Genomic DNA, 22,958 nt, shown 5'->3' with positions numbered 1-22,958 from the left:
GTCAGTGCGAGAGGACGGCGGCGATCAGGCGGCCCTCGGCGTAGGCGGCGGCCTCGGGGGCGAGGGTGGAGGTCCGGCCGGTGTGCAGGACGGTGAGGCTGCCGGTGCCCGGGGTGGCGGCGGCGGTGCCGGCCCGGCGCAGGGCCTGGGCGGCGACGGCGTCGGCGGAGCCGTAGAAGGGGAGGTCGTCGGCGGCCCGGCCGGCCAGGGCGGTGCGGATGCGTTCGTCGACGAGCTCGTAGTGGGTGCAGCCGAGGACGAGGGCGGTGGTGCCTTCGGGGGTGCGGGCCGCGGCGTCGGCGACGGCGGCGTCGATCGCGGCCTGGTCGGCCCGTTCGACGGCGTCGGCGAGGCCCGGGCAGGCGACCTCGGTGACCTCGGCGGCGCCGCCGAACTCGGCGATCAGACCGCGCTGGTACGGGCTGCCGGTGGTGGCGGGGGTGGCCCAGATGGCCACCTTGCCGCCGTCGGCGGCGGCGGGCTTGATCGCGGGGACGGTGCCGATCACCGGGATGCCGGGTTCGAGTTCGGCGCGCAGCCGCTCCAGTGCGTGCACGGAGGCGGTGTTGCAGGCGACGATCAGGGCGTCGGGCCGGTGCTCGGCGGCGGCCAGCGCGCAGGCGAGGGCGCGTTCGGTGATGCCCTCGGGGGTGCGCGGGCCCCACGGCATGCCGTCGGGGTCGGAGGAGATCACCAGGTCCGCGTCGGGTCGCAGGGTGCGCAGCGCGGCGGCTGCGGCGAGCAGCCCGATTCCGGAGTCCACCAGTGCGATCTTCACGGGAACCGACTCTACTCGACCGTGCCGTGCGGCTCCGGGAGTGTCGTCGTCGGGCAGACTGCGGGGATGACGGTCCTGCTGTGGGTGTCGGTGCTGTCCCTGGTGGTGTGGTTGTGGCTGGCGTTCGGCCAGGGGTTCTTCTGGCGGACCGACCAGCGGCTGCCGGAGCGGCGCGTGCCGGAGCGGTGGCCGACGGTGGCGGTGGTGGTGCCGGCCCGGGACGAAGCCGAGGTGCTGCCGGTCTCCCTGCCGAGCGTGCTGGCGCAGGAGTACCCGGGCGAGGCGCGGGTGATCGTGGTGGACGACCACAGCTCGGACGGGACGGGGGAGCTGGCCCGGCGCCTGGGCGCGGCGGGCGGGCTGCCGCTGACGGTGGCCACCCCTCCCCCGCTGCCGGCGGGGTGGACCGGAAAGCTGTGGGCGCTGCGGCACGGCGTGGAGCTGGCGGGCGAGGTGGAGTGGCTGCTGCTCACCGACGCGGACATCGCGCACCGGCCCGGGTCGCTGGTGGCGCTGGTGGAGGCGGGTGAGGCGGGCGGGCTGGACCTGGTCTCGCAGATGGCCCGGCTGCGGGTGGAGACCCGGTGGGAGCGGCTGATCGTCCCGGCGTTCGTGTACTTCTTCGCGCAGTTGTACCCGTTCCGGTGGAGCAACCGGCCGGGTGCCCGGACGGCCGCGGCGGCGGGCGGCTGCTCGCTGGTCCGCCGGGCGGCGCTGGAGCGGGCGGGCGGGGTGGCGGCGATCCGCGGTGCGGTGATCGACGACGTGTCACTGGCCCGGGCGGTGAAGCGGGACGGCGGCCGGACCTGGCTGGGCCTGGCGGACCTGGTGGACAGCGTCCGCCCGTACCCCCGGTTCGGGCAGCTGTGGCGGATGGTGTCGCGCAGCGCGTACGCGCAGCTGCGGCACTCGGTGCTGCTGCTGGCGGGCACGGTGCTGGGGCTGGCGCTGGTGTACCTGGTGCCGCCCGTCGCGCTGGTGGCGGGTGCGGTGGCGGGTGCGGTGGCCGGCTCGTGGGCGGTGGCGGCGGCGGGCGGCGCGGCATGGGCGGTGATGGCGGGGACGTACCTGCCGATGCTGCGCTACTACCGGCAGCCGGCGGCAGCAGCGGTGCTGCTGCCGTTCACGGCGCTGCTGTACCTGCTGATGACCGTGGATTCGGCGGTGCAGCACTGGCGCGGGCGGGGAGCGGCGTGGAAGGGCCGGACGTACCCGCGGCCTCAGGAGAAGGGCGCGTCCTGAGGGCCGACCGGGTCCGCCGGGTCCGCCGGGTCGGCCGGGAGCAGCTCGGGGTGGCAGCAGGCGCAGCACCAGTCGTGCGACTGGCTGGCGCCGAGGCCGCGGCAGCTCGGGCAGGCGGCCGGGGCGCCGGTGTCGGGCCGGCGGCCGGTGCCGGCGCAGTCGGGGCAGTGGGTGCGGGCGGCGCCGCAGGTGCACAGGAGCGCGGCACGGGTGGCCGCGGCGAACGGTTCGGTGTCGATCACAGCGGGACCAACGACCCCGGGCGACCGGAGTGACCGGCGGGCGGACGATCTTTGCCAGGGCTTTGATCTGGTGCGGGGCAGGGTGCGGGAGGGAGACTGATCGGATGGACCGTCAATTGAGATCCCGCCTCGCCCACCGTGACCACCCGATCGCCGCGCCGCTGTCCGACGACTCGGTGCGGCAGTTGCTCGACCGGGCGCTGCGCGGCGGGGCGGCCCGCCGGGTGCTGGACCTCGGCTGCGGCGAGGCCGCCTGGCTGCTGCGGGCGCTGGCCGCGTACCCGGAGCTGACGGCGGTCGGGGTCGACCTGGACGCGCGGGCGCTGACCCTGGCCCGGGAGGGCGCCGAGCGGCTCGGGGTCGCCCGGCGGATCGGCCTGCACCACGGGGACGCCTCGGCGTGGGAGACCAAGGAGCCCTTCGACGCGGTGCTGTGCGTCGGGTCGACGCACGCGTTCGGCGGGCTGTCCGGGACGCTGGAGGCGATCCGGCCGCTGCTCGCCGAGGGCGGCGTCGCGGTGGTCGGCGAGGGCTACTGGGAGCGCGAGCCGGACGCGCTGTCGCTGGAGATCTTCGGCGACGCGCTGGCCGACCTGCGGACCACCGTCGAGCGGGTGGAGGCGGACGGCTGGACGCCGGTCTTCGCGCACACCTCCTCGCCGGCCGAGCTGGACCACTACGAGTGGAGCTGGAGCGGCTCGCTCGCCGACTGGGCGCTCGACCACCCGGAGGACCCCGACGCGCCGGAGGCGCTGCGGGTCGCCAAGGAGCACCGGGACGAGTGGCTGGGCGGCTACCGCCGCAGCTTCGGCTTCGTGACGCTGGTGCTGCGCGCCTCCTGAGGCCTGACGGGTGACCGGGCGCGGCCGTCCGGGTGAGGCCGGGGCGGCGGTGCACCGGCGGTCGGGCGGCCGGCGTCATCCTGAGGGGGGCTCCGCCGTCTCCTGATCGGACTCCCCTCGTATGCGTCGAACCGCCGCCCGGTCACTCCTCCTCGCCTGCTGCGCGGCGCTCGCCGTCCTGGGCGCCGGGCCGGCGAGGGCGCTGCCGCCGCTGCCCCCCGTCCCGGTCGGCGGTGAGGGGCCGACCACCGTCGCGCTGGTGGAGGAGCTGTGCGGCGGGGACGGCCTGGCGATCTCCCCGCAGCCGGCGCACGGCACCGTGGAAGTGCTCGACAACTGCCGCGTCCAGTACACCCCGGACGGCGAGGGCGGCACCGACGGGTTCGTCTACAGCGGCCGGACCGCGGCGGGCCGGCCCGTCACCGGGGAGATCCGGCTCAGCGTGGCCCCCCGGCCGGAGCTCGCCGGGACCGGAACGGACCCCGCGCCGCTGCTCGGGGCGGCCGCCGCGGCCGTCCTGCTCGGCGCGGGCACGCTGCGGCTTCGGCAGCGGCGCGCACCGCGGCACTGACCCCGACGGCGCTACCGGCCGATCAGCCGCAGCGCCACCGGCTTGGTGAACTCGAAGCGGGACATCTGCTCCAGGTCGAGGAGCCAGCGGGCGGGGCCGGGCGGGGCACCCAGGACCTCGTGGTAGATCTGCTCGAAGGCGGTGGCGACGCTCTCCAGCGAGAACCGGTCGACCACCCAGTCCCGACCCCAACTGCCCAGCTCCGCACGGCGGTCGGGGTCGTCGAGCAGCGCCCGGATCTGCTCGGCGAGCGGCCGCGGGTCGCGCGAGCCGTCCCCGAAGCCGTACATGCAGCGCGAGGCGTGCGGTTCGACCAGGGGGCCGGGCTGGTGGATCGCGGTGTAGCCGTCCGCACCGTGGACGATCACCGGCTTGCCGAAGGCCAGGCCGCGCAGCGCCGAACCGCCCATGCCGAGGACCAGGTCGGCCGCCTGGTAGGCCGGCCGCGGATCCGCCAACTGGCCGGGGACCAGCACGGCTTCGCGACCGAGGTCGCGGTTGACCGAGGCGGCGATGGTCTGCAGCCGCTCGCGGCTGCGGCCCTCGCCGACGATGGCGAGCCGGATCCGCGGGTCGTCCAGGTGCCGGACGGCCTCCGCGGTGAGCGCGGCGCCGGCGTCCTTCTCCAGGTCGGGGACCAGGCGGGTGACGATGCAGAGCAGCAACTCGTCGTGCCGAACGCCGAGTTCCTTGCGGAAGGCGGAGCCGTCCACCACCCCGGGCGTGTCCGTCCCGGTGTTGACCGGCGGTTCGATCAGTCGGACGTCCTGGTGGCCGAAGGTGCGGCCCTCGTCCATCAGCGCGCCCAGCCCCAGCACCAGCGGCTGGTGCCGGGGCAGGCCGCGCAGCATCCGGATGCCGTAGAAGGTGGTGACCACGGGCATCCGGCCCATCCGGCCGGGGCCGAAGTAGGCGTTCCGGGCCGCCCGGACCTCCCAGGCGTGGACCAGCTCGCTGCCGTGCTCGTCCGCCAACTTCTGCAGCTGGCGCCGTACTTCGCGGTGCGGGGTGTCGGGGCCGCCGGCCACGGTGATGTGCAGACCGTGGTCGGCGGCGACGTCGACGAGCGGGGCCGGACCATCCACCCCCTGGGCGAACAGCACCGGGTCGTGGCCCCGGTTGCGAAGCGTCCGGGCGATGTCGACCGCGTTGAGCTGCGCGCCGCCGAGCGCGAGGTTGTTCAGGTGCACCAGCACGCGCACGGGTCTCAACGGTCAGTCCTCCCACTGGTGCGGGACGAACACCGGCGCGGCCAGCACCACGGCGCGCGGCGGGGTGTCGAGCATCGGGCCGAACACGTCGAACTGGCCCGCGGAGTGCCAGCTCATCAGCGTGCCGCCGTCGGTCTTGCCGATCGAGTAGACGCCGGCCCACAGGGTGTACCGGCCGCGCGGCAGCGGCAGCCGCGGGATCACGCAGGCCACCTGGTGGTCGCCGCCGGTCAGCCGGACCTCGTGGCTGATCTGGAAGATCGGGCTGGACGTGCCCTCGCTGACGCCCAGGTGCAGGGTGGCGTCGCCGCGGTAGTCGCCGCCGAGGGTGAACTCGACCGTGACCGGCTCGTCGGTGCGCAGGTTGTCGCCGTCCTCGCCGCGCACCTCGTACTTGAGCAGCTGCAGCGGCTCACCGGTACGGGTGGAGGCCTCGGACTGCGCCTCGATCGAGTCGCGGTAGCCCGCCAGCGCGTCCTTGATCCCCGCGTCCACCCGGACGGTGCCCTGCTCCAGCCAGATGCCGCGACGGCAGATCGACTGGACGGCGGGCAGGTCGTGCGAGACGAAGACGATCGTGGTGCCCTGCTCGGCGACCTCGCGCATCCGGTCCAGGCAGCGCTGCTGGAAGACCGCGTCGCCGACCGCCAACACCTCGTCCACCAGCAGGACATGGGGTTCCAGGTAGGCGGCGACGGCGAAGCCCAGACGCATCTGCATGCCGGAGGAGTAGAACTTCACCTGCCGGTCGATCGCGCCGCCGAGCCGGGCGAACTCCACGATGTCGTCGAAGCGCGAGGCCACCTCGCGGCGCTTGAGGCCGAGCAGCGCGCCGAACAGGTAGATGTTCTCCCGCCCGGTCAGGTCGGGGTGGATGCCCGCCCGGATCTCGATCAGCGCGCCGATCCGGCCGCGCACGTCGATGATGCCGGCGTACGGGTACATCACCCGGGTCAGCATCTTCAGCAGGGTCGACTTGCCGGAGCCGTTGGAACCGATCAGGCCGACCGACTCGCCCGGCTCGATGTGCAGGTTGATGTCGCGCAGCGCCCAGCGCCAGTCCTCGCCGCGGTCGCCGCGCAGCCGGCGGGCCGCCTGCTCGACCTTGTCGCGCAGCAGCATCCGCTGCTGGTCGGCCTTGAAGCGCTTCCAGACCTGCTCGGTACGGATGGTGCCAAGGGGGTGGTCAGGCGACATCGGCGATCCCCGTCTCGAGCTTCTTGAACAGCAGGTAGCCGCCGACCAGGAAGACCACCGAGCTGACCGCGGCGATCGAGGTCAGCGCGAGGTCGGGCGCCTGGCCGTACAGCAGCGCCTTGCGGTAGCCCTCGATCACCGCGCCCAGCGGGTTGACGGCGACGTAGATCTCCTGGGCCCGCTGCGGGATCCGGGCCAGCGGGTACGCGACCGGGGTGGCGAAGACGCCCATCTGCGTGATGATCGGCAGCAGGTGGCGGACGTCGCGCAGGTAGACCACCGCGACCGACAGGACCAGCGCCACGCCGTAGGTGAAGGCGAACTGGATCACCAGCAGCGGCAGTACCCACAGGAAGGTGGCGGCGGGCGCCGTCCAGAACACCAGGAACATCAGGCCCAGCACGCCGATGCCGATCACCATGTCGACCGTGGCAACCAGCATGGTGGCGAGCGGGAACACCTCGCGCGGGCAGTACACCTTGTTCAGCAGGCTGAGGTTGTTGGCCAGGCTCAGCGCGCCCTGGTTCATCGTGTTGCTGAAGAACTGCCAGACGATCAGGCCCACATAGGCGAACAGCGGGTACGACACCGAGCCGGTGTCGATCTTCACCGCGCGGTGGAACACCAGGGTGAAGATGGCGCACAGCGCCAGCGGCGTGAGCACCGCCCAGGCGAAGCCGAGCACCGCCTGCTTGTACCGCGCGCGGAGATCACGCTCGGCCAGGGCGCGGACCAACTCCCTTGCGCCCCACAGTTCGTGCGCCACCTGGACCGGCCGCAGCCGGCGTTTGAAGACCAGCTCGGGCGGCGGACCGTCCGGGATTCGACGCCTTTCCTCGGTCTGGGTACCGCGCTCGTCGACGACCTGCGCGTGCTGTCCCCCCACGGACTCCCCGCCCCTCCGGTGCGAATTGGGAAGGGGCCGCGGAACGAACCAGGCGGCCCCGGCGACCACAATGGCACAGAGTGTGTGGGCCGGGGGCTGGTTCGGTGAAGATAGTCCTGGTCAGCGGGTGTCGAGGACTCGGTCGAGTGCGGACGGCATCTGCTCCACCCCGCCGGCCTCGGTCGGAGAGGTGCGGTAGCGGCCGTCGACGATCACCGTCGGGAGCTCGGTGATCCGGTACCGGGTGAACAGCTCGGGCGCCTCGGCGGTCGCCCGCTCCACCTCCGCGGAGCGGTACGCGGCGCGGAACGCGGCCGCGCTCAGGCCGTGCCTGACCGCCCAGTCGGCCGCCCGGTCCTCGGTGGTCAGGTCGGCGTGCTGCTCGCGCACCGCGCGGTACACCGACTGCTGCAGCCGGTCCGCCTCGCCGAGCCGCTCCAGCGTGTAGTACAGCCGGGCGTGCGCGGTCTGCACCTGCTCGTCGCCGCTGCCCGGCCACACCGCCGGCACCCGGCGCAGCGCCACGTCGTCGTGGTGCTTCGCCGCCCAGCCGGTCAACGGCTGCTCCAGCTCGGCGGAGTGGTAGCAGTCGTACCAGAAGAACTCCACCGCCTCCCGGCGGACGGCCGCCTGGCGCACCGGCTGCGGGTGGCCGTGGCCCGACGCGTGGGCGCCCTCGTGCGGTTCGGCGGGAGCGGCGGCCGCGCCGGCCGGGTTGCCGAGCACCCCGGCCGCGACGGCGAGCAGGGCGGTGGATCGCAGCAGCAGCTTCACCGGGGCAGCCTGGCAGGGGCGCGGGCGCGGGGGCCAGCCGGAGCCGGACCTCGCGCGCCAGGTTCGCCCTTTCGGAGCAGCGCGGGTCGCGAGCGGCGCCCGGTCAGCTCCCCGGCAGCTGCTCGGGCCCGGCGGGCGCGGGGACGGCGGCGGGGACGGCGGGCGGCCCGGTGGGCTGCGGCGGGATCGGCGCCGCGGTGTCCTTCCGGACACCCGCGGCGTTCTCGAAGAAGCGCAGCAGTTCGACCGGGAACGGCAGCACCAGGGTGGAGTTCTTCTCGGCGGCGACCTCCACCACGGTCTGCAGCAGGCGCAGTTGCATCGCGGCGGGCGTGCTGTCCATCATCGCGGCGGCCTCGGCCAGCTTGGACGCGGCCTGGTACTCGCCGTCGGCGGTGATGATGCGGGCCCGGCGCTCGCGGTCGGCCTCGGCCTGCCGGGCCATCGAGCGCTTCATCGAGTCGGGCAGCGCGACGTCCTTGATCTCGACCCGGTCGATGTGGATGCCCCAGCCGGTGGCCGGGGACTCCAGCATCAGCTCCAGGCCGCGGTGCAGGTTCTCCCGGCCGGAGAGCAGGTCGTCCAGCTCGCTCTTGCCGATGATCGAGCGCAGCGAGGTCTGCGCGACCTGGGACATCGCGAAGGGGTAGTTCTGCACGTCGACGGTGGCCCGGATCGGCTCCACCACGCGGAAGTAGACGACCGCGTCGACCCGGACGGAGACGTTGTCCCGGGTGATGCCCTCCTGGGCGGGCACCGGCATGGTGATCACCTGGACGTTCACCTTGCGCATCCGGTCGACCACCGGGACCAGCAGCGTCGGGCCGGGCCCGCGCACCGCGCCGCTCACCCGCCCGAGCCGGAAGACCACGCCCCGCTCGTACTGCTGCACCACCCGGACGCCGGTGGCCAGCCAGAGCACGCCCAGTACCGCGAGGACCGCCAGGATCTCCACCACTACCCCCATGTCCGGTGTTCCCAGGGGCTGTTGCCCTTTCGAGCCAGTGGGGAAACTATCCGGCCACATCCCGCAGGAGCCGCTGCCAGGCATCGGTCACCGGGTCGAGGGCGAAGTGCGCGAGGGCGTGGCTGCGGGCGGCGGCGGCCAGCGGGGCGCGGTCGGTGCCGAGCAGGGCGGTCAGGGCATCGGCCAGCAGGTCGGGGTCGCCGGGCGGGACGAGGGTGCCGGTGCGGCCGTCGCGGACCACGTCGGAGACCCAGCCGACGTCGGTGGCGACGGCGGGCAGGCCGGCCAGCGCGGCCTCGATCAGGACGCCGGGCACGCCCTCGCTGTCACTGGTGAGCAGCAGCGCGTCGGCCGCCCGGTAGAGCGGCGCGGGGTCGGTCAGCCGGCCCAGGAAGTGCGCGCGCTCGGCGGGTTCGAGGGCGGCCCGGAGCGGGCCCTCGCCGGCCAGTGCCAGCGTGACGCCGGGCAGCCGTTCGAGGGCGGCGAGCGCGAGGTCGGGCCGCTTCTCCGCGGAGAGCGCGCCGACCCAGGCGACCAGCGGCCCGTCCGGCGGGAGGCCGAGTTCGGCGCGCGCGGTGCGCCGCTCGGCGTCGTCGGCGGCGGGCGGGTACTGCTCGGCGGCCCGGGCGTTCGGGATGGTCCGGACCCGCCGGGCGGGCAGCTTGAACCGTTCCAGCAGCACCTCGCGGGCGCCGTCGGAGATCGCCGACACGGCCGCGGCCCGGTGCAGCATCGCGCCGACCCGCAGCCGGCGGGCCGGCGAGGCGGTCCAGTGCCGCGGGTCGCCGATGTTGACGTAGACGAAGGGCACCCGGCTGCCGAGCAGCGCCACCGCGCAGGCCTGCAGGGTGGAGGAGCCGTGGGCGACCACGACGTCGGCGTCCCGGGCGGCGCGGCGCAGCGCGCGCAGGGTGGCCGGGTGGTGGCGGGACGGTCCGAGGACGGGGGCGTCGGTGCCGTCCGGGCCGGCGTCGGGGTGCGGGTGCAGGGCGCGCAGCGCGGAGGGCTGGCCGCGGCGGAGCAGCTCGCGGTGCAGGTCTCGGGCGAGGTTCTGCGCGCCGCGCCGCCGCGGATCGGTGATCACGTGCAGGACGCGCGGCTGCGGGACGGGCGGGGCGTCGGCCATGGGCCCGACAGTAGCGGCCCGGGTGCGGTCGGCGGGGGCCGGTCTGCCGATTTCCTGGCGGGAGGGGCCGGTGGCCTGGGATGCTGATCCCGAGTCGGATCGCGGTGCCGCCAGGGAGGGCGCGCCGGGCCCGGCGCCGGGTGGGGGTTGCGGCTGTGCGTGTGCTCTATGTGATCGACAGTGTGAGTCGGGTCGGCGGGGCGGAGCAGGGGCTGGTGGCGATGGCGCCCCAGTTGGTACGGGCCGGGGTTCGGTTGGATGTCGCGTACCTGAAGGATTCGCCGGGGGGCTTCCAGCCGGAGCTGACGGCGGCCGGCGCCGAGGTGTTCGGCGTCCACCGCACGGGCCGGGCGCAGACGGCGGCCGGCCTGCGGGCGCTGATCCGGCGCCGCCGGCCGGAGTTGGTGCACACGACGCTGTACGAGTCGGACATCCTCGGCCGGGCGGCGGCGATCAGCGCGGGGGTGCCGGTCGTCTCCAGCCTGGTCAACTCCTCCTACGGTCCGGAGCACCTGCACGCCCGCGGGCTGAGCCCGTGGAAGGTCCGGGCGGCGCAGGCGCTGGACGCCACGACCGCGCAGGGCACCCGCCGGTTCCACGCGCTGACCCACCACGTGGCGGACGCGATGGCCCGCCGGCTGCGGGTCTCCCGCCAGCTGATCGACGTGGTGCCGCGCGGCCGGGATCCGCAGGTCCTCGGCTCGGTGACGCCCGAGCGGCGGGCGGCGGTGCGGGCGGCGCTCGACCTGCCGGACGAGGTGCCGGTGGTGCTGGCGGCGGCCCGTCAGCAGTACCAGAAGGGGCTGGACGTCCTGCTGGAGGCCTGGCCGGAGGTCCGCAGACAGGCGCCGGACGCGGTGCTGCTGCTGGCCGGCAGCCGCGGCGCGGAGACGGCGCGGCTGGAGCGGCTGGCCGAGGCGGCCGGCAACGTGCGCTTCCTGGGCCCGCGCGACGACGTGTTCGACCTGATGGCGGCCTCGGACGCGTTCGCCGTGCCCTCCCGCTGGGAGGGTCTGGGCAGCGCGGCGATGGAGGCGATGGGCGTGGGCGTGCCACTGGTCTGCGCGGACGTGCCGGCGCTGCGCGAGACGGTAGGCTCGGAGGACTACGCGCTGCTGGTGGCACCGGAACAACCCGCCCTGCTGGCAGCCGCGTTGACCGAGGCGCTGGACGACCGCGCGGCCGCGGCGATCCGGGCGAAGGCGGCCCGGGCGCGGTTCCTCGCGAGCTTCACGCTCTCCCACGTGTCGGCCCGGATGGTCGGCTTCTACGAACGGGCGCTGCGCCGGACCGCGGCCTGACGGTCCGTCACTGATATCGGTATCACCAAAGTGCTTGCGCCGCAGGTCGCGGACGGCAAGCATGCGCATCGCACCTGCAACGCGAGGGGAACCAACCGGTGGAACCGGCAAACCTTTTCACTGTCCTCCGACGGTACTGGCGACTGCTGGCCGGCTGCACCGCGGCTGCTCTGCTGCTCGGCTTCCTGCTCACCCCGGCCGGTGACGCGGTGGACGACGGCAAGTGGCAGTGCAAGGTCGCCATAACGCCGGTCGCGGGCGCGGCGGACACCGTCCGGGCCGACCAGGTGCTGTCCTACGCGCAGGGCTCCTCGGTGACCACGGCGGCCGCGCAGAAGCTGCACATCATGGACGTGGCGGGCCTGTCGGCACGCCGCACGGTGGCCGCGGCGTCCACCCAGATGCTGCAGTTCACCACCACCGGGCCGACCCAGCAGTCGGCGGCGGAGCTGGCGCAGGCGCTCTCCGACGCGACCATCACCGGCTACAGCCAGGAGTCCAAGCGCAGCGCCGACGAGTCGATCAAGCGGCTGCAGGCCCAGGCCAAGGAGCAGCAGGAGCAGGTCGACCAGCTGCAGCGGGACTTCTCCTCCGCCCGCCCGGCCGACCAGCCGAAGCTGAAGCCGCAGCTGGACAGTGCGATCGCCTCGCTGACCAAGACCCTGGGCGCCATCGGCGACCTGCGCAACTACAGCCAGACCGACGCGATCCAGCAGTGGGGTTCGATCGACTGCAAGGAGACCGGCGGCAACTTCCTCTCGGCGCCCAGCCGGGGCCTGCGGATGAGCATCGCGGTGGTGCTGGGCCTGGGCCTGGGCGTGGTGGCGGCGCTGATGCTGAGCCGGATGGACTCCCGGCTGCGCACCCGCAACGGCGCCGAGGAGGCGTTCAACCTCCCGGTGATCGGCGAGATCCCGCTGCTGTCCCGGCGCAACCGCCGGCTGCGCGAGCCGCTGGTGGTGGCCCGCCCGTCGGACCCGGCGGCGGAGGCCTTCCGGTCGCTGCGCTCGACCCTGCTGCTGACCGGCCCGGACGTGCTGGCGCAGCAGATCGGCGACGGCGCGACGGACCCGGCGGCCCGGGCCGCCCGGCGGCGGGCCAACCCGGCGCCGGTGATCCTGGTGATGTCGGGCCGCAGCGGTGACGGCCGGACCAGCACGGTGGCGAACCTGGCGGCGGCGCTCGCCGAGACCGGCCGCCAGGTGCTGGTGCTGGACTGCGACTTCCGCCACCCGCAGACGCACGTGCACTTCGGGGTCGGCGAGGGCCCGGGCATGGCCGAGCTGCTGAGCGGCGAGCAGCTGACCGACCCGGGCGACCTGATCCGGCGCACCAACGTGGAGGGCGTCTCGCTGATCCCCGGCGGCAACACCGCCACCGCGTACCCGGCGGCGCTGGTGCTGCGGGCGGGCGAGGTGCTGCGCCGGGCGCAGCGGCACGCGGACGTGGTGCTGGTCGACTCCTCGCCGCTGCTGCACGCCAACGACGCGTACGAGCTGGTGCGGCACGCGGACGCGGTGCTGGTGACCGTGATGGCGGGCAACGTGAAGCCGGAGGAGGCCGACCGGGTGGCGGAGCTGCTGGCCCGCACCGGTGTGCCGGTGGCCGGTGTGGCGCTGCTCGGCACGGACGGCCCGACCGGGCTGCGCCGCAAGCCGGGTTCGGCCCGGGCCTCGGCGGCCGCGGCCCGTTCGGCGGGCGCCTCCGCCCCGCTGCCGTCCGTCCCGCGGCCGGCCGCGGCGGAGCCGCAGGAGCACAAGCCGAGCTGGGCCCGGCGCCCGGCGCCCGAGGGGCCGCAGGAAGCGGAGAACGAGAGCACCCTGCAGCTGCGCCTCGGGGAGGACCTGTGACCAGGCGGAGGGTGCTGTGGCTGGCCAAGGGCCTGGGCCGCGGCGGCGCGGAGCAGCTGCTGGTCAACTGCGCGCGGAACGCCGACACCTCGCGGTACGAGTTCGAGGTGGCGTACGTGCTGCCGTACAAGGACGCGCTGGTGCCGGCGCTGGAGGCGGCCGGGGTGCGCACGCACTGCCTGGGCGGGGCGCCGGGGGCGCTGTGGCCGTGGCGGCTGCGGTCGCTGCTGGCGGAGCGCCGGTACGACCTGGTGCACTCGCACATGCCGGTCCCGGCGGTCGCGGCGCGGCTGCTGACGCTGGGTCCGCGCGGGGCGCGGCTGGTGCACACCGAGCACAACGTCTGGGAGCGCTACCGGACGCCGACCCGCTGGGCGAACGCGCTGACCTACCGGCGCAACGACGCGGTGATCGCGGTCTCGCACGCGGTGGCGGGCACCATCGGCCGCCGCCGCCCGGGCGACTGGGTGACGGTGGTGCACCACGGCCCGGACCTGACCGGGGCGCCGGAGGGGCCCGCGGCGCGGGCCGCCGCCCGGGAGGCGCTGGGCCTGCCGCAGGAGGCGGTGGTGATCGGCACGGTCGGCAACCTGACCCCGAAGAAGGACCAGGCGACCCTGCTGGCCGCGTTCGCGCAGCTGCGCCGGGAGCACCCCTCGGCCGCGCTGGTGCTGATCGGCGCGGGCCCGCTGGAGCAGCAACTGCGCGCCCAGGCGGGCGAGTCGGTGGTGTTCGCGGGTTCGCGGTCGGATGTTCCGGCGTTGCTGCCGGGCCTGGACGTGTTCACCCTGAGCTCCCGGGCCGAGGGCCTGCCGGTGGCGCTGATGGAGGCGATGACCTCGGGCCTGCCCTCGGTGGTGACCCGGGTCGGCGGCATGCCCGAGGTGCTGGACGACGGCGAGCAGGGCTTCCTGGTGCCGCCGGGCGACCCGGCGGCGCTGGCCGCCGCGCTGGGCCGGCTGGCGGGCGACGGCGGGCTGCGCGAGCGGCTGGGCTCGGCCGCCCGGGAGCGGTCCAAGAGCTTCGACGTGGCCGGCGCCCAGCGCTCGATCGAGCAGGTGTACGCCCGGGTGCTGGCCCGCTGAATCCCCTGAAGGGACAGAGGACGAACGTGAGTTCCGACCTGACGTACCGTCAGTTCGACGAGGCGGACACGCCGGCGGTGCTGGAGCTGCTGACCGCCTCGCTGGCGGGCGGGCCGACCGGCACCCGCAGTGCCGACTTCTTCACCTGGAAGCACCGGCGCAACCCGTTCGGCGACAGCCCCGGCCTGGTCGCGGTCGCGCCGGACGGGCGGCTCGCCGGGGTGCGGCTGTTCCTGCGCTGGCAGTTCCGCGGCGCCGACGGCCGCCCGGTGGCCGCCGTCCGGCCGGTGGACACCGCCACCCATCCGGACTTCCAGGGCCGCGGCATCTTCCGCCGGCTCACCGTCGACCTGCTCGAACAGGTCTCGGGGGATGCCGAGTTGGTGTTCAACACGCCCAACGGCAACAGCCTGCCCGGCTACCTCAAGATGGGCTGGCGGGAGCTCGGCCAGGTGCCGATCGCGATCCGGGTGGCCCGGCCCACCGCCTTCGCCCGCGGCGCCAGCGCGGCGCTGGCCCGCCGCGCCTCCGCGCAGCGTCCGCCGGCCTGCCACCTGCCCACCGCCGAGCGGTGGTTCGCCGACAAGCCGGCCGGGCTGGACGGGCTGCTCGCCGAACGGGCCGAGGCCGACCTGGCCGACACCCGGCTCGCCACCCCGCGCACCGCCGAGTACCTGGCCTGGCGCTACGGCGAGGCGCCCGGCCTAGACTACCGGGTGCTGACCTGCGAACGCGGCGGGGAGCTCGCCGGCGTGGCCTTCGGCCGGCCCCGCCGGCGCGGGCCGCTCGCCGAGTTCACCCTCGCCGAGGTGATCGTCCGCCCCGGCGACCGGGGCAGCGCCGCCCGGCTGCTGCGGGCCGCCGCCGCGTCCGGCTGCGACCACGCCGCCACCCACCTGGCCCCCGGCACCGAGGCCGCCCAGGCCGCGCTGCGCCGCGGCTACCTGACCGCGCCGCGCACCGGCATGACGCTCGCCGCGCGCACGCCGACCGGCCCGCTCCCGGCCGAGCACACCCTGGCCACCTGGCGGTTCGGCCTCGGCGACCTGGAGGTCTTCTGATGCGCCCGCCCGCCCGGGTGGAGCAGCGGGTGGCCGGCCTGCGCACCCTGGCCCGCCGCCAGCAGCTCTCCGTCCTGGCCGCCGCCCTGGTGCTCGGCTACCTCATGGTGTTCGTGCTGGCGATGGTGCACACCACGTACGACACCTGGGGCGCGCTGCTGGTCGCCCCGGCCCTGATGGTGATCGGCACCCCGATCCTGGCCCGGGTCGCGGCGGCCAACCCCGAGCGCGGGATCTTCAAGCTGCTGATGCTCGCCATGGGCCTCAAGCTGCTCTGCGCCTTCCCCCGCTACCTGATGGCCTTCGTGCTGTACGGCGGCGCGGCCGACGCCAAGATGTACCACCAGCGCGGCAGCGAGCTGGCCCGGTACCTGGACACCACCGACCTGTTGAGCAGCGGCATCCACTACGACCTGGGCATGAAGGTGGCCGGCACCGGTTTCATCATCATCGTCACCGGCGTGGTGTACGCGGTCACCGGGCCGACCCTGGTCGGCGGCTTCCTGGTCTTCTCCTGGCTGGGCTTCTGGGGCCTGCTGTTCTTCTGGCGGGCGCTGCAGATCGCCTTCCCGGAGGCCGACGCGCGCCGCTACGCCAAGCTGGTGTTCTTCCTGCCCTCGCTGCTGTTCTGGCCGTCCAGCATCGGCAAGGACGCCTGGATGATGTTCTGCCTGGGCCTGACCACCTACGGCGTGGCCCGGCTGCTGGACCGCCGGTTCGGCGCCTTCGCCTGCATCGCGATCGGCTCGCTGGGCACCGCGATGGTCCGCCCGCACGTCACGGTGCTGGCGGGCGCCGGCCTGATGGTGGCGTACGTGCTGCGCAAGCGTCCGCAGCAGGTCTCCGCGCTCGGCCCGCTGCGCGCGGTGCTGACCGTGGCGGTGCTGGGCGTGATGGTGATGCTGATGCTGCAGCAGGTGTCGACCTTCTTCGGCACCGAGGGTGCCAACGGTGACGCGGTCAACCACGTGCTCTCGGAGACCTCGCGGCGCACCTCGCAGGGGTCCTCGGTGATCAACCAGCCGTCGGCCGACGAGGCGGCACCCGCATTCAGCCTCAACCCGGCGGGCCTGCCGGTGGCCGTGGTCAGCGTGCTCTTCCGCCCGTTCCCGTTCGAGGCCTCGAACGTGCAGAACCTGGTCCAGTCGGTGGAGTGCTTCGCGCTGCTGGTGATGTTCGTCCGGGACTGGCCGCGGCTGCGGAAGATCCCCCGGCTGTTCGTCAGCCGTTCGTACATCGCCTTCACGATGGTGTACACGCTGCTGTTCTGCTGGGCCTTCTCGACCATCAACAACCTCGGCATCCTGTCCCGCGAGCGCGTCCAGGTGCTGCCGCTGGTGCTGGTGCTGCTGGCCGTGCCGAAACCCGAGACGGCCGCCCGGACCTTCCAGCGGCGGCGGCCGCCGGTGTGGAAGGTCCAGCCCGGCCAGTGGGGCGAACGCGCGCCGGTGGCCGGCGCCCCCACCGACCCTCCGGCCCGCGTGGGCGCGCCGGAGCCACCACATCGACCCAGGGGGGATCGACCCGACCATGACGACCACTGACCAGAACCTGCCCGCCGCCCTCGGCGGCTCCGCCGCCTTCCCCGAGGGCCTGCCGCTCACCCGGCTGGAGGTCCCCGGGCGCGAGGAGCTGTTGGCCCGGCTCGGCAGCGTCCTCGACAGCGGCATGCTGACCAACGGCCCGACCGTCCGCGAGCTGGAGCAGCGCGCCGCCGAACTGATCGGCGTGGAGCACGTGGTGGCGGTCTCCAACTGCACCGCCGGCCTGATGCTGGTGCTGCAGGCCGCCGGGGTGGGCGACGGCGGCTCGGTGGTGATGCCGGGCTTCAGCTTCTCGGCGACCGCGCACGCCGCGCGCTGGGCGGGCGGCACCCCGCTGTTCGCCGAGGCCCGGGTCGAGGACATCACCCTGGACCCGGCGGACGCCGAGGCCAAGCTCAAGGCCGCCGACCGCCCGGTCGCGCTGATGGCCACCCACGTGTACGGCACCCCGTGCCGGACCGAGGAGCTGCAGCGGATCGCCGACGCCGCCGGGGTGCCGCTGGTGTACGACGCCGCGCACGGCCTGGGCTCCAGCCGCAAGGGCGTGCCGGTCGGGAACTTCGGCCTGGCCGAGGTGTTCTCGATGAGCCCGACCAAGGTCGCGGTGGCCGGCGAGGGCGGCCTGGTCGCCACCCGCGACGCCGACCTGGCCGCCACCATCCGCACCGGCCGCGACTACGGCAACCCGGGCGACTACGACACGCTCTTCCACGGGCTGAACGCCCGGATGAGCGAGCTGCACGCCGCGGTCGGCCTGGCCTGGCTGGCCGACCTGCCGCAGCGGGTGGCGCACCGCGGCTCGCTGGTCGCGGCCTTCGCCTCCGCCGTCGCGGGCCTGCCGGGCCTGCGCCTGGCGCTGCCGGAGGAGGGCGACGTGTCCACCTTCAAGGACCTCACCCTGATCCTGGACGCGGACGCCTTCGGGCTCACCAACCGGCAGCTGGCCGACGCGCTGAAGGCCGAGGGCATCGACACCCGGCGCTACTTCCACCCGCCGCTGCAGCGGCAGAAGTCGTACGCCTACCTGGGCCAGGCCGAGTCGCTGCCGGTCACCGACCGGCTGGCCGAGTCGGTGCTGACCGTCCCGCTGTGGACGCACATGGACACCGCCACCGTCCGCCGGATCGCCGACGCGGTGGTCCGGATCCAGCCGCACGCGGAGCAGCTGGCCGCCGCCGTCTGACCGCCGGGCCCGGAGGGGGGACACTCCTCCGGGCCTCGCACGGCGGTTCGCAGATTGCGCAATTCAGGTGAACTCGGTTGGACCGCACGGCTGTTGGCCGGGCACGATGGCGGCCATGTTCAAGGGATTCCGCAGTTTCCTGCTGCGCGGCAACGTGGTCGACCTGGCGGTCGGCATCGTCATCGGCGCGGCCTTCACCGCCGTCGTCACCGGGTTCGTCACCGCCTTCCTGACCCCGCTGATCGGCGTCGCCACCGGCGCGGTCGGCGACTTCAGCCAGAAGCACTTCGTGGTGGGCGGCACCAACTTCCCGTACGGCGCCTTCCTCAACGCGCTGATCAGCTTCGTGCTGATCGCCGCGGTGATCTACTTCGCCGTGGTGGTGCCGGTCGGCAAGCTCCAGAACCGGTTCAACCCGGTCAAGGAGACCCCGGTCAAGAAGGCCGACTGCCCGGAGTGCCTGTCCACCGTGCCGGCCGCGGCGACCCGCTGCGCGCACTGCACCAGCGAGCTGGCCGGACGTCCCGGCTTCCCGGCCCAGGCGAGCCCCCTGCAGCCCACTCGTTGACAAATTGTTGACGCCCCACGGGCCGTCGACACTCCCCGCACCCTCCGGATCCGGTCATCCGACCGCCGGAGGGTCGCCGTCGTCGCTTCGCCGGGTGTTCCACTGCCCGTCAGACGTCCGCGATGGCCGGAATCTGCCCGACCAATTGTCCGTTCTTCGTCACATTCGGACCCTTTGTGCACGCGAAGACTCTGTAAACAGTTGAACTCCCGGGCTTCCCACTCTCCTCAGCAGGCGCATTGTGGGCTTACGGTATGCCCCATGACCTCGCCCCGCTCCTACGACGGAGTCGGCTACCCCTCTCCGTCTTTCTCCTCCGGCACGCCCATCTACGACAGCTTGGTCGCAGAGCGCGGCATCCCGCAGATCGCCCCGATCAATGTGCCCCCGGCACTCCCCTCCTCCTCCTACAGCTCCGGTTACGGCAGCTACAGCGGGTCGAGCTACGGCGGCTACGACAGCCCCGCGAGCAACCTGCCCGCCCTGCCGCCCGCGCGTCTCGCCCTGGGCCCCGGCCCGAGCAGCGCCCCGGCGCCGAGCATGCCCGCCCAGCCCACCGGCGGTTACGCCGCCGCCCCGCAGGCCGGCTACCCGTCCGCCCCGCAGCCGTACCTCCCGGGCCAGCGCCCGGCCGGACCGGCCGCCTTCCAGCCGGCCCAGCCGCAGGCCCCGTACGGCGGCGCCGCCCAGGGCTTCGCCGGCCAGGGCCAGCCGCAGAACGGCTTCGCCTCCGCCCCGCAGTCCTTCGGTGCGCCGAGCTTCGGCAGCCAGGGCTTCGGCGCGCAGGCCCCGCAGGCCGGCTACTCCGCCGACCAGAGCTTCGGCGGCAACCAGCTGCGCCCGGCCGCTCCGGTCGCCCCGGTCCGTCCGGTGGTGCCGCAGCAGTACCAGGCCCCGCAGCAGTACGGCCAGTACCAGCAGTACCCGCAGGCCGGCTGAGCCGACCTGACCCGCCCGCCCGGCGCACGAGGGAGCCGGGCGGCACGAGCGGAGCAGGGGTCACCCCCGGGGCCGCCCGCACCATCCACGGTGCGGGCGGCCTTCGCACGTCCGGGGCCGGACGACGGCACCCCGACCGCCTGCCGGACGGGCGCGGGCGGCTGGCAGGATGGGCCCATGCCACAGCTGACCGGACTGCACCTCTACCCCGTCAAGTCCACCTACCGGCTGAGCCCGGACAGCGCCCGGGTCGAGCCCTGGGGCCTGGCCGGCGACCGCCGCTGGATGCTCGTCGACCCACGCGGCAAGGCGCTCACCCAGCGCGAGGAGCCCGCGCTCGGCCAGTACCGCGTCCGGCCCGCCGAGGACGGCACGCTCACCGTCACCGCCCCCGACGGCGCCACCGTCACCGTCCCGGTCCCGCTGGTCAAGGACGGCGCGGACGAGGTCGAGGTCGACGTCTTCGGCACCCGCATCGCCGCCGCCCTGGCCGCCGCCGAGGCGGAGCGCTTCTTCGCCGAGCGGCTCGGCGAGGTCCGCCTGGTCCACCTCGACCGGCCCGACACCGGCCGGCCGATCGACCCCGCGTACGCCGACCCGGGCGAGACCGTCTCCTTCGCCGACGGCTACCCGCTGCTGCTCACCACCACCGCCTCGCTCGACGACCTCAACCGCCGGATCGCCGAGGACCACCCGGACGACCCGGTCAAGGGCGCGGCCCTCCCGATGGAGCGGTTCCGGCCCAACGTCGTCGTCTCCGGCACCGACGCCTGGGCCGAGGACGACTGGCGGCGGATCCGGATCGGCGAGCTGGAGTTCCGCGTGGTCAAGCCGTGCGGCCGCTGCCTGGTCACCACCACCGACCAGGAGACCGGCATCCGGCGCGGGCCCGAGCCGCTGCGCGCCCTCGGCCGCTACCGCCGGTTCGGCCAGAAGCTGGTCTTCGGCCAGAACCTGGTGCCGATCCGGCCGGAAGGCACCGTGGGCGACACCCTGGGCACCCTCCGGCTCGGCGACCAGGTGACCGTCCTGTAGCCGTACTCGTTGCACCGGGCGAACGCACCGCTCCCAGGTACTGTGACCGCAGTCGACGAAGGTGGGGATGACAGACCGTCATGGCTGAGCACAGGGTCAGGGTCACCCAGGACAGCGCCTCGCGCTGGCGCCGCCGCGCCGGCGACTACCAGTCGCTCGCCGAAGCGCTGATCGCCGCCGAACCGGGTGACACCCTCACCCTGCGGCCCGGCACCTTCCGGGAGGCGGTGCTGGTCGACAAGGCGGTGACGCTGCGCCCCGCCGAGGGCCCGGGCAGCGTCCGGATCGACCCGCCGCTCGGCGTCCCGCTGACCGTCACCGCCGCCGCGACCGTCCACGGCCTGGTCATCGAGGGCTCCGACACCGCCGCGCCCGCCGTCCTGATCACCGGCCCGAAGGCGGCCGCCGAGCTCGCCGACTGCCGGGTGGAGGCCCGGGCCGCCGTCGGCGTGGAGATCGCCGACGGCGCCCGCGCCACCCTGACCGGCTGCCTGGTCGACAACCCGACCGGCCTCGGCATCCGCCTGCGCGGCGGCGCCGAGGCCGAGCTGCGGGACTGCGAGAGCGCGGCCGCGGCCCAGGCCGGCATCGCCGTCCTCGGCGGCTCGACCGCCCGGTTCGAGCGCTGCCGCATCCACCACGCCGGCGGCGCCGGCGTCCTGCTCGCCGACTCCGGGACCACCGTCGAGCTCACCGGCTGCGAGATCTACGAGGTGCGCGGCAGCGGCGTCCAGGCCGAGTCGCAGGCGACCGGACGGCTCACCGACTGCACCGTGCACCGGGTGACCGGCAACGGCCTCACCCTCGACACCGAGGCCGAACTCACCCTCGACGGCTGCCGGGTGCACGACCTCCCGGAGAACGCCGCCGACCTGCGCGGCCGCTCCCGCCTGGTGCTGAACCGCTCCACCGTGCACGACTTCGGCCGCGGCGCGCTCTCCGTCTGGGACACCGGCACCCGGGCCGAGGCCGAGGGCAGCCGCTTCCACTCCTCCACCGGCGACTACCCGGCGCTGTGGGTGAGCGACGGCGCCGCCGTCGCCCTCACCGACTGCGCCCTGGACGACCTCCCCGACGCGCTCTTCGTCCTCGACCAGGGCTCCACCGCCACCGCCCGCGACTGCTCCTTCACCGGCGTCCGCAGCTCCGCGGTCTCCGTCAGCAGCGGCGCCACCGCCGAACTGACCGACTGCCGGATCCAGCGGACCGGCACCGGCCTGTGGTTCCGCGACCACGGCAGCGGCGGCCTGCTGACCGGCTGCGAGATCGCCGAGGTGGCCACCGGGGTGATCGTCACCAAGGGCGCCGACCCGGTGCTGCGCGACTGCACGGTGCGCGGCGCCGCGGACGCCGGGGTGTACGTGTCGGCGCAGGGCCGCGGCACCTTCGAGGAGGTCCGGGTCACCCAGGGCCGCGGCTTCGGCTTCCACGTCATCGACGGCTGCCGGACCCGGCTGGTGCGCTGCCGCGCCGAGGGCAACGCCCGGGCCGGCTTCGAGTTCGCCGAGCCGGGCCCGATCGCCGAGGGCTGCACCTCCGACGACGTCGCCCCCACGCCGACCGACCTGCCCGCTCCCCGTCCCGAGCCGCTGCGGGCCACCACCGCCCCCGTTCTCGCCGCCCCCGCGCTCGCCGCCCCGCCGCAGATCGGCCCGATCCCCGACTGCCGCCCGGCCGACGAGGCGCTCGCCGAACTGGACGCCCTGGTCGGCCTCGCCACCGTCAAGCAGGAGGTGCGCACCCTGATCGACCTGATCTCGGTCGGCCGCCGCCGGCAGCAGGCCGGGCTGAAGGCGCCCTCGCCCCGCCGCCACCTGGTCTTCACCGGCTCCCCCGGCACCGGCAAGACCACCGTGGCCCGGCTCTACGGCGAGATCCTCGCCTCGCTCGGCGTGCTGCAGCGCGGCCACCTGGTCGAGGTGGCCCGGGTCGACCTGGTCGGCGAGCACATCGGCTCCACCGCGATCCGCACCGCCGCCGCGTTCGACCGGGCGCGCGGCGGGGTGCTCTTCGTCGACGAGGCGTACGCGCTGGCGCCGGAGGACGGCGGCCGCGACTTCGGCCGGGAGGCGATCGACACCCTGGTGAAGCTGATGGAGGACCACCGCGACGAGGTGGTGGTGATCGTCGCCGGGTACACCGCCGAGATGGAGCGCTTCCTGGCCGCCAACCCCGGCCTGTCCTCCCGTTTCTCCCGGACCGTCACCTTCCCCGACTACAGCGCCGACGAGCTGCTGCAGATCGCCCGCGCGCAGTGCGTGGAGCACGAGTACCGGTTCGCCGAGGCCACCGAGGGCGCGCTGCTCGACCACTTCACCGCGATCGACCGGAGCGCCGGCTTCGGGAACGGGCGGACCGCCCGGCAGGTGTTCGAGACCATGGTGGAACGGCACGCGATGCGGGTCGCCCAACTGCCCGACCCCTCCACCGAGGACCTGCAGCTGCTCGTCCCGACCGATCTGCCCGGCTGATCGAGCTGACCGGCCGAGCTGCCCGGCCGGCCGGTCGGGGCCGCATGCAAGGATTGGTCGTACGATCTGCTTTTCCAGCACCGGA

At 74.5% G+C, this 22,958-nt stretch carries 21 protein-coding genes; 13 read left to right on the top strand and 8 right to left on the bottom strand.

Annotation, left to right across the window (positions count from 1 at the left end; translation table 11 throughout):
• Position 1: 1 nt before the first annotated feature.
• Positions 2–778, bottom strand: coding sequence for a glutamate racemase (locus tag ACGFX4_RS35455; RefSeq protein WP_393083684.1), 777 nt, complete (start codon positions 776–778; stop codon positions 2–4).
• A gap of 66 nt (positions 779–844) precedes the next feature.
• Here ACGFX4_RS35455 and ACGFX4_RS35450 point away from each other — a divergent pair, with 66 nt between their 5' ends.
• A complete protein-coding gene (locus ACGFX4_RS35450) occupies positions 845–2,020 on the top strand; it encodes a glycosyltransferase (protein WP_393083681.1) in 1,176 nt (391 codons plus the stop codon).
• Here the strand turns inward: ACGFX4_RS35450 and ACGFX4_RS35445 are convergent.
• Entirely contained in the window at positions 1,999–2,262 is a 264-nt protein-coding gene (locus ACGFX4_RS35445; protein WP_393083679.1) for a hypothetical protein, read from the bottom strand. The two genes, ACGFX4_RS35450 and ACGFX4_RS35445, sit on opposite strands and share 22 nt — an antisense overlap.
• 104 nt (positions 2,263–2,366) lie before the next feature.
• Here ACGFX4_RS35445 and ACGFX4_RS35440 point away from each other — a divergent pair, with 104 nt between their 5' ends.
• Both ACGFX4_RS35440 and ACGFX4_RS35435 read left to right on the top strand, forming a co-directional pair.
• Complete coding sequence (locus ACGFX4_RS35440; RefSeq protein ID WP_393083676.1) at positions 2,367–3,104, top strand: SAM-dependent methyltransferase; 738 nt, start codon at positions 2,367–2,369, stop codon at positions 3,102–3,104.
• A gap of 121 nt (positions 3,105–3,225) precedes the next feature.
• Positions 3,226–3,675, top strand: coding sequence for an Ig-like domain-containing protein (locus ACGFX4_RS35435; protein WP_393083673.1), 450 nt, complete (start codon positions 3,226–3,228; stop codon positions 3,673–3,675).
• A gap of 11 nt (positions 3,676–3,686) precedes the next feature.
• On the opposite strand, the gene ACGFX4_RS35430 is transcribed toward ACGFX4_RS35435, so the two are convergent.
• The 6 genes from ACGFX4_RS35430 to ACGFX4_RS35405 all read right to left on the bottom strand — a co-directional run bounded on the left by ACGFX4_RS35430 (position 3,687) and on the right by ACGFX4_RS35405 (position 9,836).
• The gene (locus ACGFX4_RS35430) at positions 3,687–4,877 is read right to left on the bottom strand and encodes a glycosyltransferase family 4 protein (RefSeq protein WP_393083710.1); all 1,191 of its coding nucleotides are present in this window, start codon (positions 4,875–4,877) and stop codon (positions 3,687–3,689) included.
• Positions 4,878–4,889: 12 nt separating this feature from the next.
• A complete protein-coding gene (locus ACGFX4_RS35425) occupies positions 4,890–6,083 on the bottom strand; it encodes a polysaccharide ABC transporter ATP-binding protein (protein ID WP_393083670.1) in 1,194 nt (397 codons plus the stop codon).
• A complete protein-coding gene (locus ACGFX4_RS35420) occupies positions 6,073–6,969 on the bottom strand; it encodes an ABC transporter permease (RefSeq protein ID WP_393083667.1) in 897 nt (298 codons plus the stop codon). The genes ACGFX4_RS35425 and ACGFX4_RS35420 overlap by 11 nt, the downstream gene beginning before the upstream one ends.
• A gap of 120 nt (positions 6,970–7,089) precedes the next feature.
• Complete coding sequence (locus ACGFX4_RS35415) at positions 7,090–7,743, bottom strand: thiol:disulfide interchange protein DsbA/DsbL (protein WP_393083664.1); 654 nt, start codon at positions 7,741–7,743, stop codon at positions 7,090–7,092.
• Between the two features lie 103 nt (positions 7,744–7,846).
• A complete protein-coding gene (locus ACGFX4_RS35410; RefSeq protein WP_393083661.1) occupies positions 7,847–8,710 on the bottom strand; it encodes an SPFH domain-containing protein in 864 nt (287 codons plus the stop codon).
• 46 nt (positions 8,711–8,756) lie between these two features.
• Positions 8,757–9,836 (bottom strand): glycosyltransferase, encoded by a 1,080-nt coding sequence (locus ACGFX4_RS35405; RefSeq protein ID WP_393083659.1) that lies wholly within the window; start codon positions 9,834–9,836, stop codon positions 8,757–8,759.
• A gap of 155 nt (positions 9,837–9,991) precedes the next feature.
• Here ACGFX4_RS35405 and ACGFX4_RS35400 point away from each other — a divergent pair, with 155 nt between their 5' ends.
• The 10 genes from ACGFX4_RS35400 to ACGFX4_RS35355 all read left to right on the top strand — a co-directional run bounded on the left by ACGFX4_RS35400 (position 9,992) and on the right by ACGFX4_RS35355 (position 22,873).
• Positions 9,992–11,137 carry a glycosyltransferase family 4 protein gene (locus tag ACGFX4_RS35400; RefSeq protein WP_393083656.1) on the top strand — a complete coding sequence of 382 codons (1,146 nt, stop codon included), beginning with the start codon at positions 9,992–9,994 and terminating at the stop codon, positions 11,135–11,137.
• A gap of 98 nt (positions 11,138–11,235) precedes the next feature.
• Positions 11,236–12,987, top strand: coding sequence for a tyrosine-protein kinase family protein (locus tag ACGFX4_RS35395; RefSeq protein WP_393083654.1), 1,752 nt, complete (start codon positions 11,236–11,238; stop codon positions 12,985–12,987).
• The gene (locus ACGFX4_RS35390) at positions 12,984–14,072 is read left to right on the top strand and encodes a glycosyltransferase (RefSeq protein WP_393083651.1); all 1,089 of its coding nucleotides are present in this window, start codon (positions 12,984–12,986) and stop codon (positions 14,070–14,072) included. Before ACGFX4_RS35395 ends, ACGFX4_RS35390 begins: the two co-directional genes overlap by 4 nt.
• 26 nt (positions 14,073–14,098) lie before the next feature.
• Positions 14,099–15,133, top strand: coding sequence for a GNAT family N-acetyltransferase (locus tag ACGFX4_RS35385; RefSeq protein ID WP_393083648.1), 1,035 nt, complete (start codon positions 14,099–14,101; stop codon positions 15,131–15,133).
• Positions 15,133–16,677 carry a hypothetical protein gene (locus ACGFX4_RS35380; RefSeq protein WP_393083646.1) on the top strand — a complete coding sequence of 515 codons (1,545 nt, stop codon included), beginning with the start codon at positions 15,133–15,135 and terminating at the stop codon, positions 16,675–16,677. The genes ACGFX4_RS35385 and ACGFX4_RS35380 overlap by 1 nt, the downstream gene beginning before the upstream one ends.
• Positions 16,664–17,860, top strand: coding sequence for a DegT/DnrJ/EryC1/StrS family aminotransferase (locus tag ACGFX4_RS35375; RefSeq protein WP_393083643.1), 1,197 nt, complete (start codon positions 16,664–16,666; stop codon positions 17,858–17,860). Before ACGFX4_RS35380 ends, ACGFX4_RS35375 begins: the two co-directional genes overlap by 14 nt.
• A gap of 115 nt (positions 17,861–17,975) precedes the next feature.
• A complete protein-coding gene (mscL, locus tag ACGFX4_RS35370) occupies positions 17,976–18,428 on the top strand; it encodes a large conductance mechanosensitive channel protein MscL (protein WP_393083640.1) in 453 nt (150 codons plus the stop codon).
• A 261-nt stretch (positions 18,429–18,689) separates the two neighbouring features.
• Positions 18,690–19,367: a DUF6643 family protein gene (locus ACGFX4_RS35365; protein WP_393083637.1), complete on the top strand. Its 678-nt coding sequence runs from the start codon at positions 18,690–18,692 to the stop codon at positions 19,365–19,367.
• Positions 19,368–19,544: 177 nt separating this feature from the next.
• On the top strand, positions 19,545–20,402 hold the full coding sequence (locus ACGFX4_RS35360; RefSeq protein WP_393083634.1) for an MOSC domain-containing protein: 858 nt from the start codon (positions 19,545–19,547) through the stop codon (positions 20,400–20,402).
• 80 nt (positions 20,403–20,482) lie between these two features.
• Positions 20,483–22,873, top strand: coding sequence for a right-handed parallel beta-helix repeat-containing protein (locus ACGFX4_RS35355; protein ID WP_393083631.1), 2,391 nt, complete (start codon positions 20,483–20,485; stop codon positions 22,871–22,873).
• Positions 22,874–22,958 lie beyond the last annotated feature (85 nt).

It is taken from the genome of Kitasatospora sp. NPDC048365 (assembly GCF_043200835.1).
GTDB classification, from domain to species: Bacteria; Actinomycetota; Actinomycetes; order Streptomycetales; family Streptomycetaceae; genus Kitasatospora; species Kitasatospora terrestris.
This window is presented reverse-complemented; position numbering and strand designations above follow the sequence as displayed.

Coding starts and splice junctions, on each gene's coding strand:
- ACGFX4_RS35450 (WP_393083681.1), top strand. CDS start 845: ATGACGGTCCTGCTGTGGGTGTCGGTGCTGTCCCTGGTGGTGTGGTTG.
- ACGFX4_RS35440 (WP_393083676.1), top strand. CDS start 2,367: ATGGACCGTCAATTGAGATCCCGCCTCGCCCACCGTGACCACCCGATC.
- ACGFX4_RS35435 (WP_393083673.1), top strand. CDS start 3,226: ATGCGTCGAACCGCCGCCCGGTCACTCCTCCTCGCCTGCTGCGCGGCG.
- ACGFX4_RS35425 (WP_393083670.1), bottom strand. CDS start 6,083: ATGTCGCCTGACCACCCCCTTGGCACCATCCGTACCGAGCAGGTCTGG.
- ACGFX4_RS35410 (WP_393083661.1), bottom strand. CDS start 8,710: ATGGGGGTAGTGGTGGAGATCCTGGCGGTCCTCGCGGTACTGGGCGTG.
- ACGFX4_RS35405 (WP_393083659.1), bottom strand. CDS start 9,836: ATGGCCGACGCCCCGCCCGTCCCGCAGCCGCGCGTCCTGCACGTGATC.
- ACGFX4_RS35380 (WP_393083646.1), top strand. CDS start 15,133: ATGCGCCCGCCCGCCCGGGTGGAGCAGCGGGTGGCCGGCCTGCGCACC.
- ACGFX4_RS35375 (WP_393083643.1), top strand. CDS start 16,664: ATGACGACCACTGACCAGAACCTGCCCGCCGCCCTCGGCGGCTCCGCC.
- mscL (WP_393083640.1), top strand. CDS start 17,976: ATGTTCAAGGGATTCCGCAGTTTCCTGCTGCGCGGCAACGTGGTCGAC.
- ACGFX4_RS35365 (WP_393083637.1), top strand. CDS start 18,690: ATGACCTCGCCCCGCTCCTACGACGGAGTCGGCTACCCCTCTCCGTCT.
- ACGFX4_RS35360 (WP_393083634.1), top strand. CDS start 19,545: ATGCCACAGCTGACCGGACTGCACCTCTACCCCGTCAAGTCCACCTAC.
- ACGFX4_RS35355 (WP_393083631.1), top strand. CDS start 20,483: ATGGCTGAGCACAGGGTCAGGGTCACCCAGGACAGCGCCTCGCGCTGG.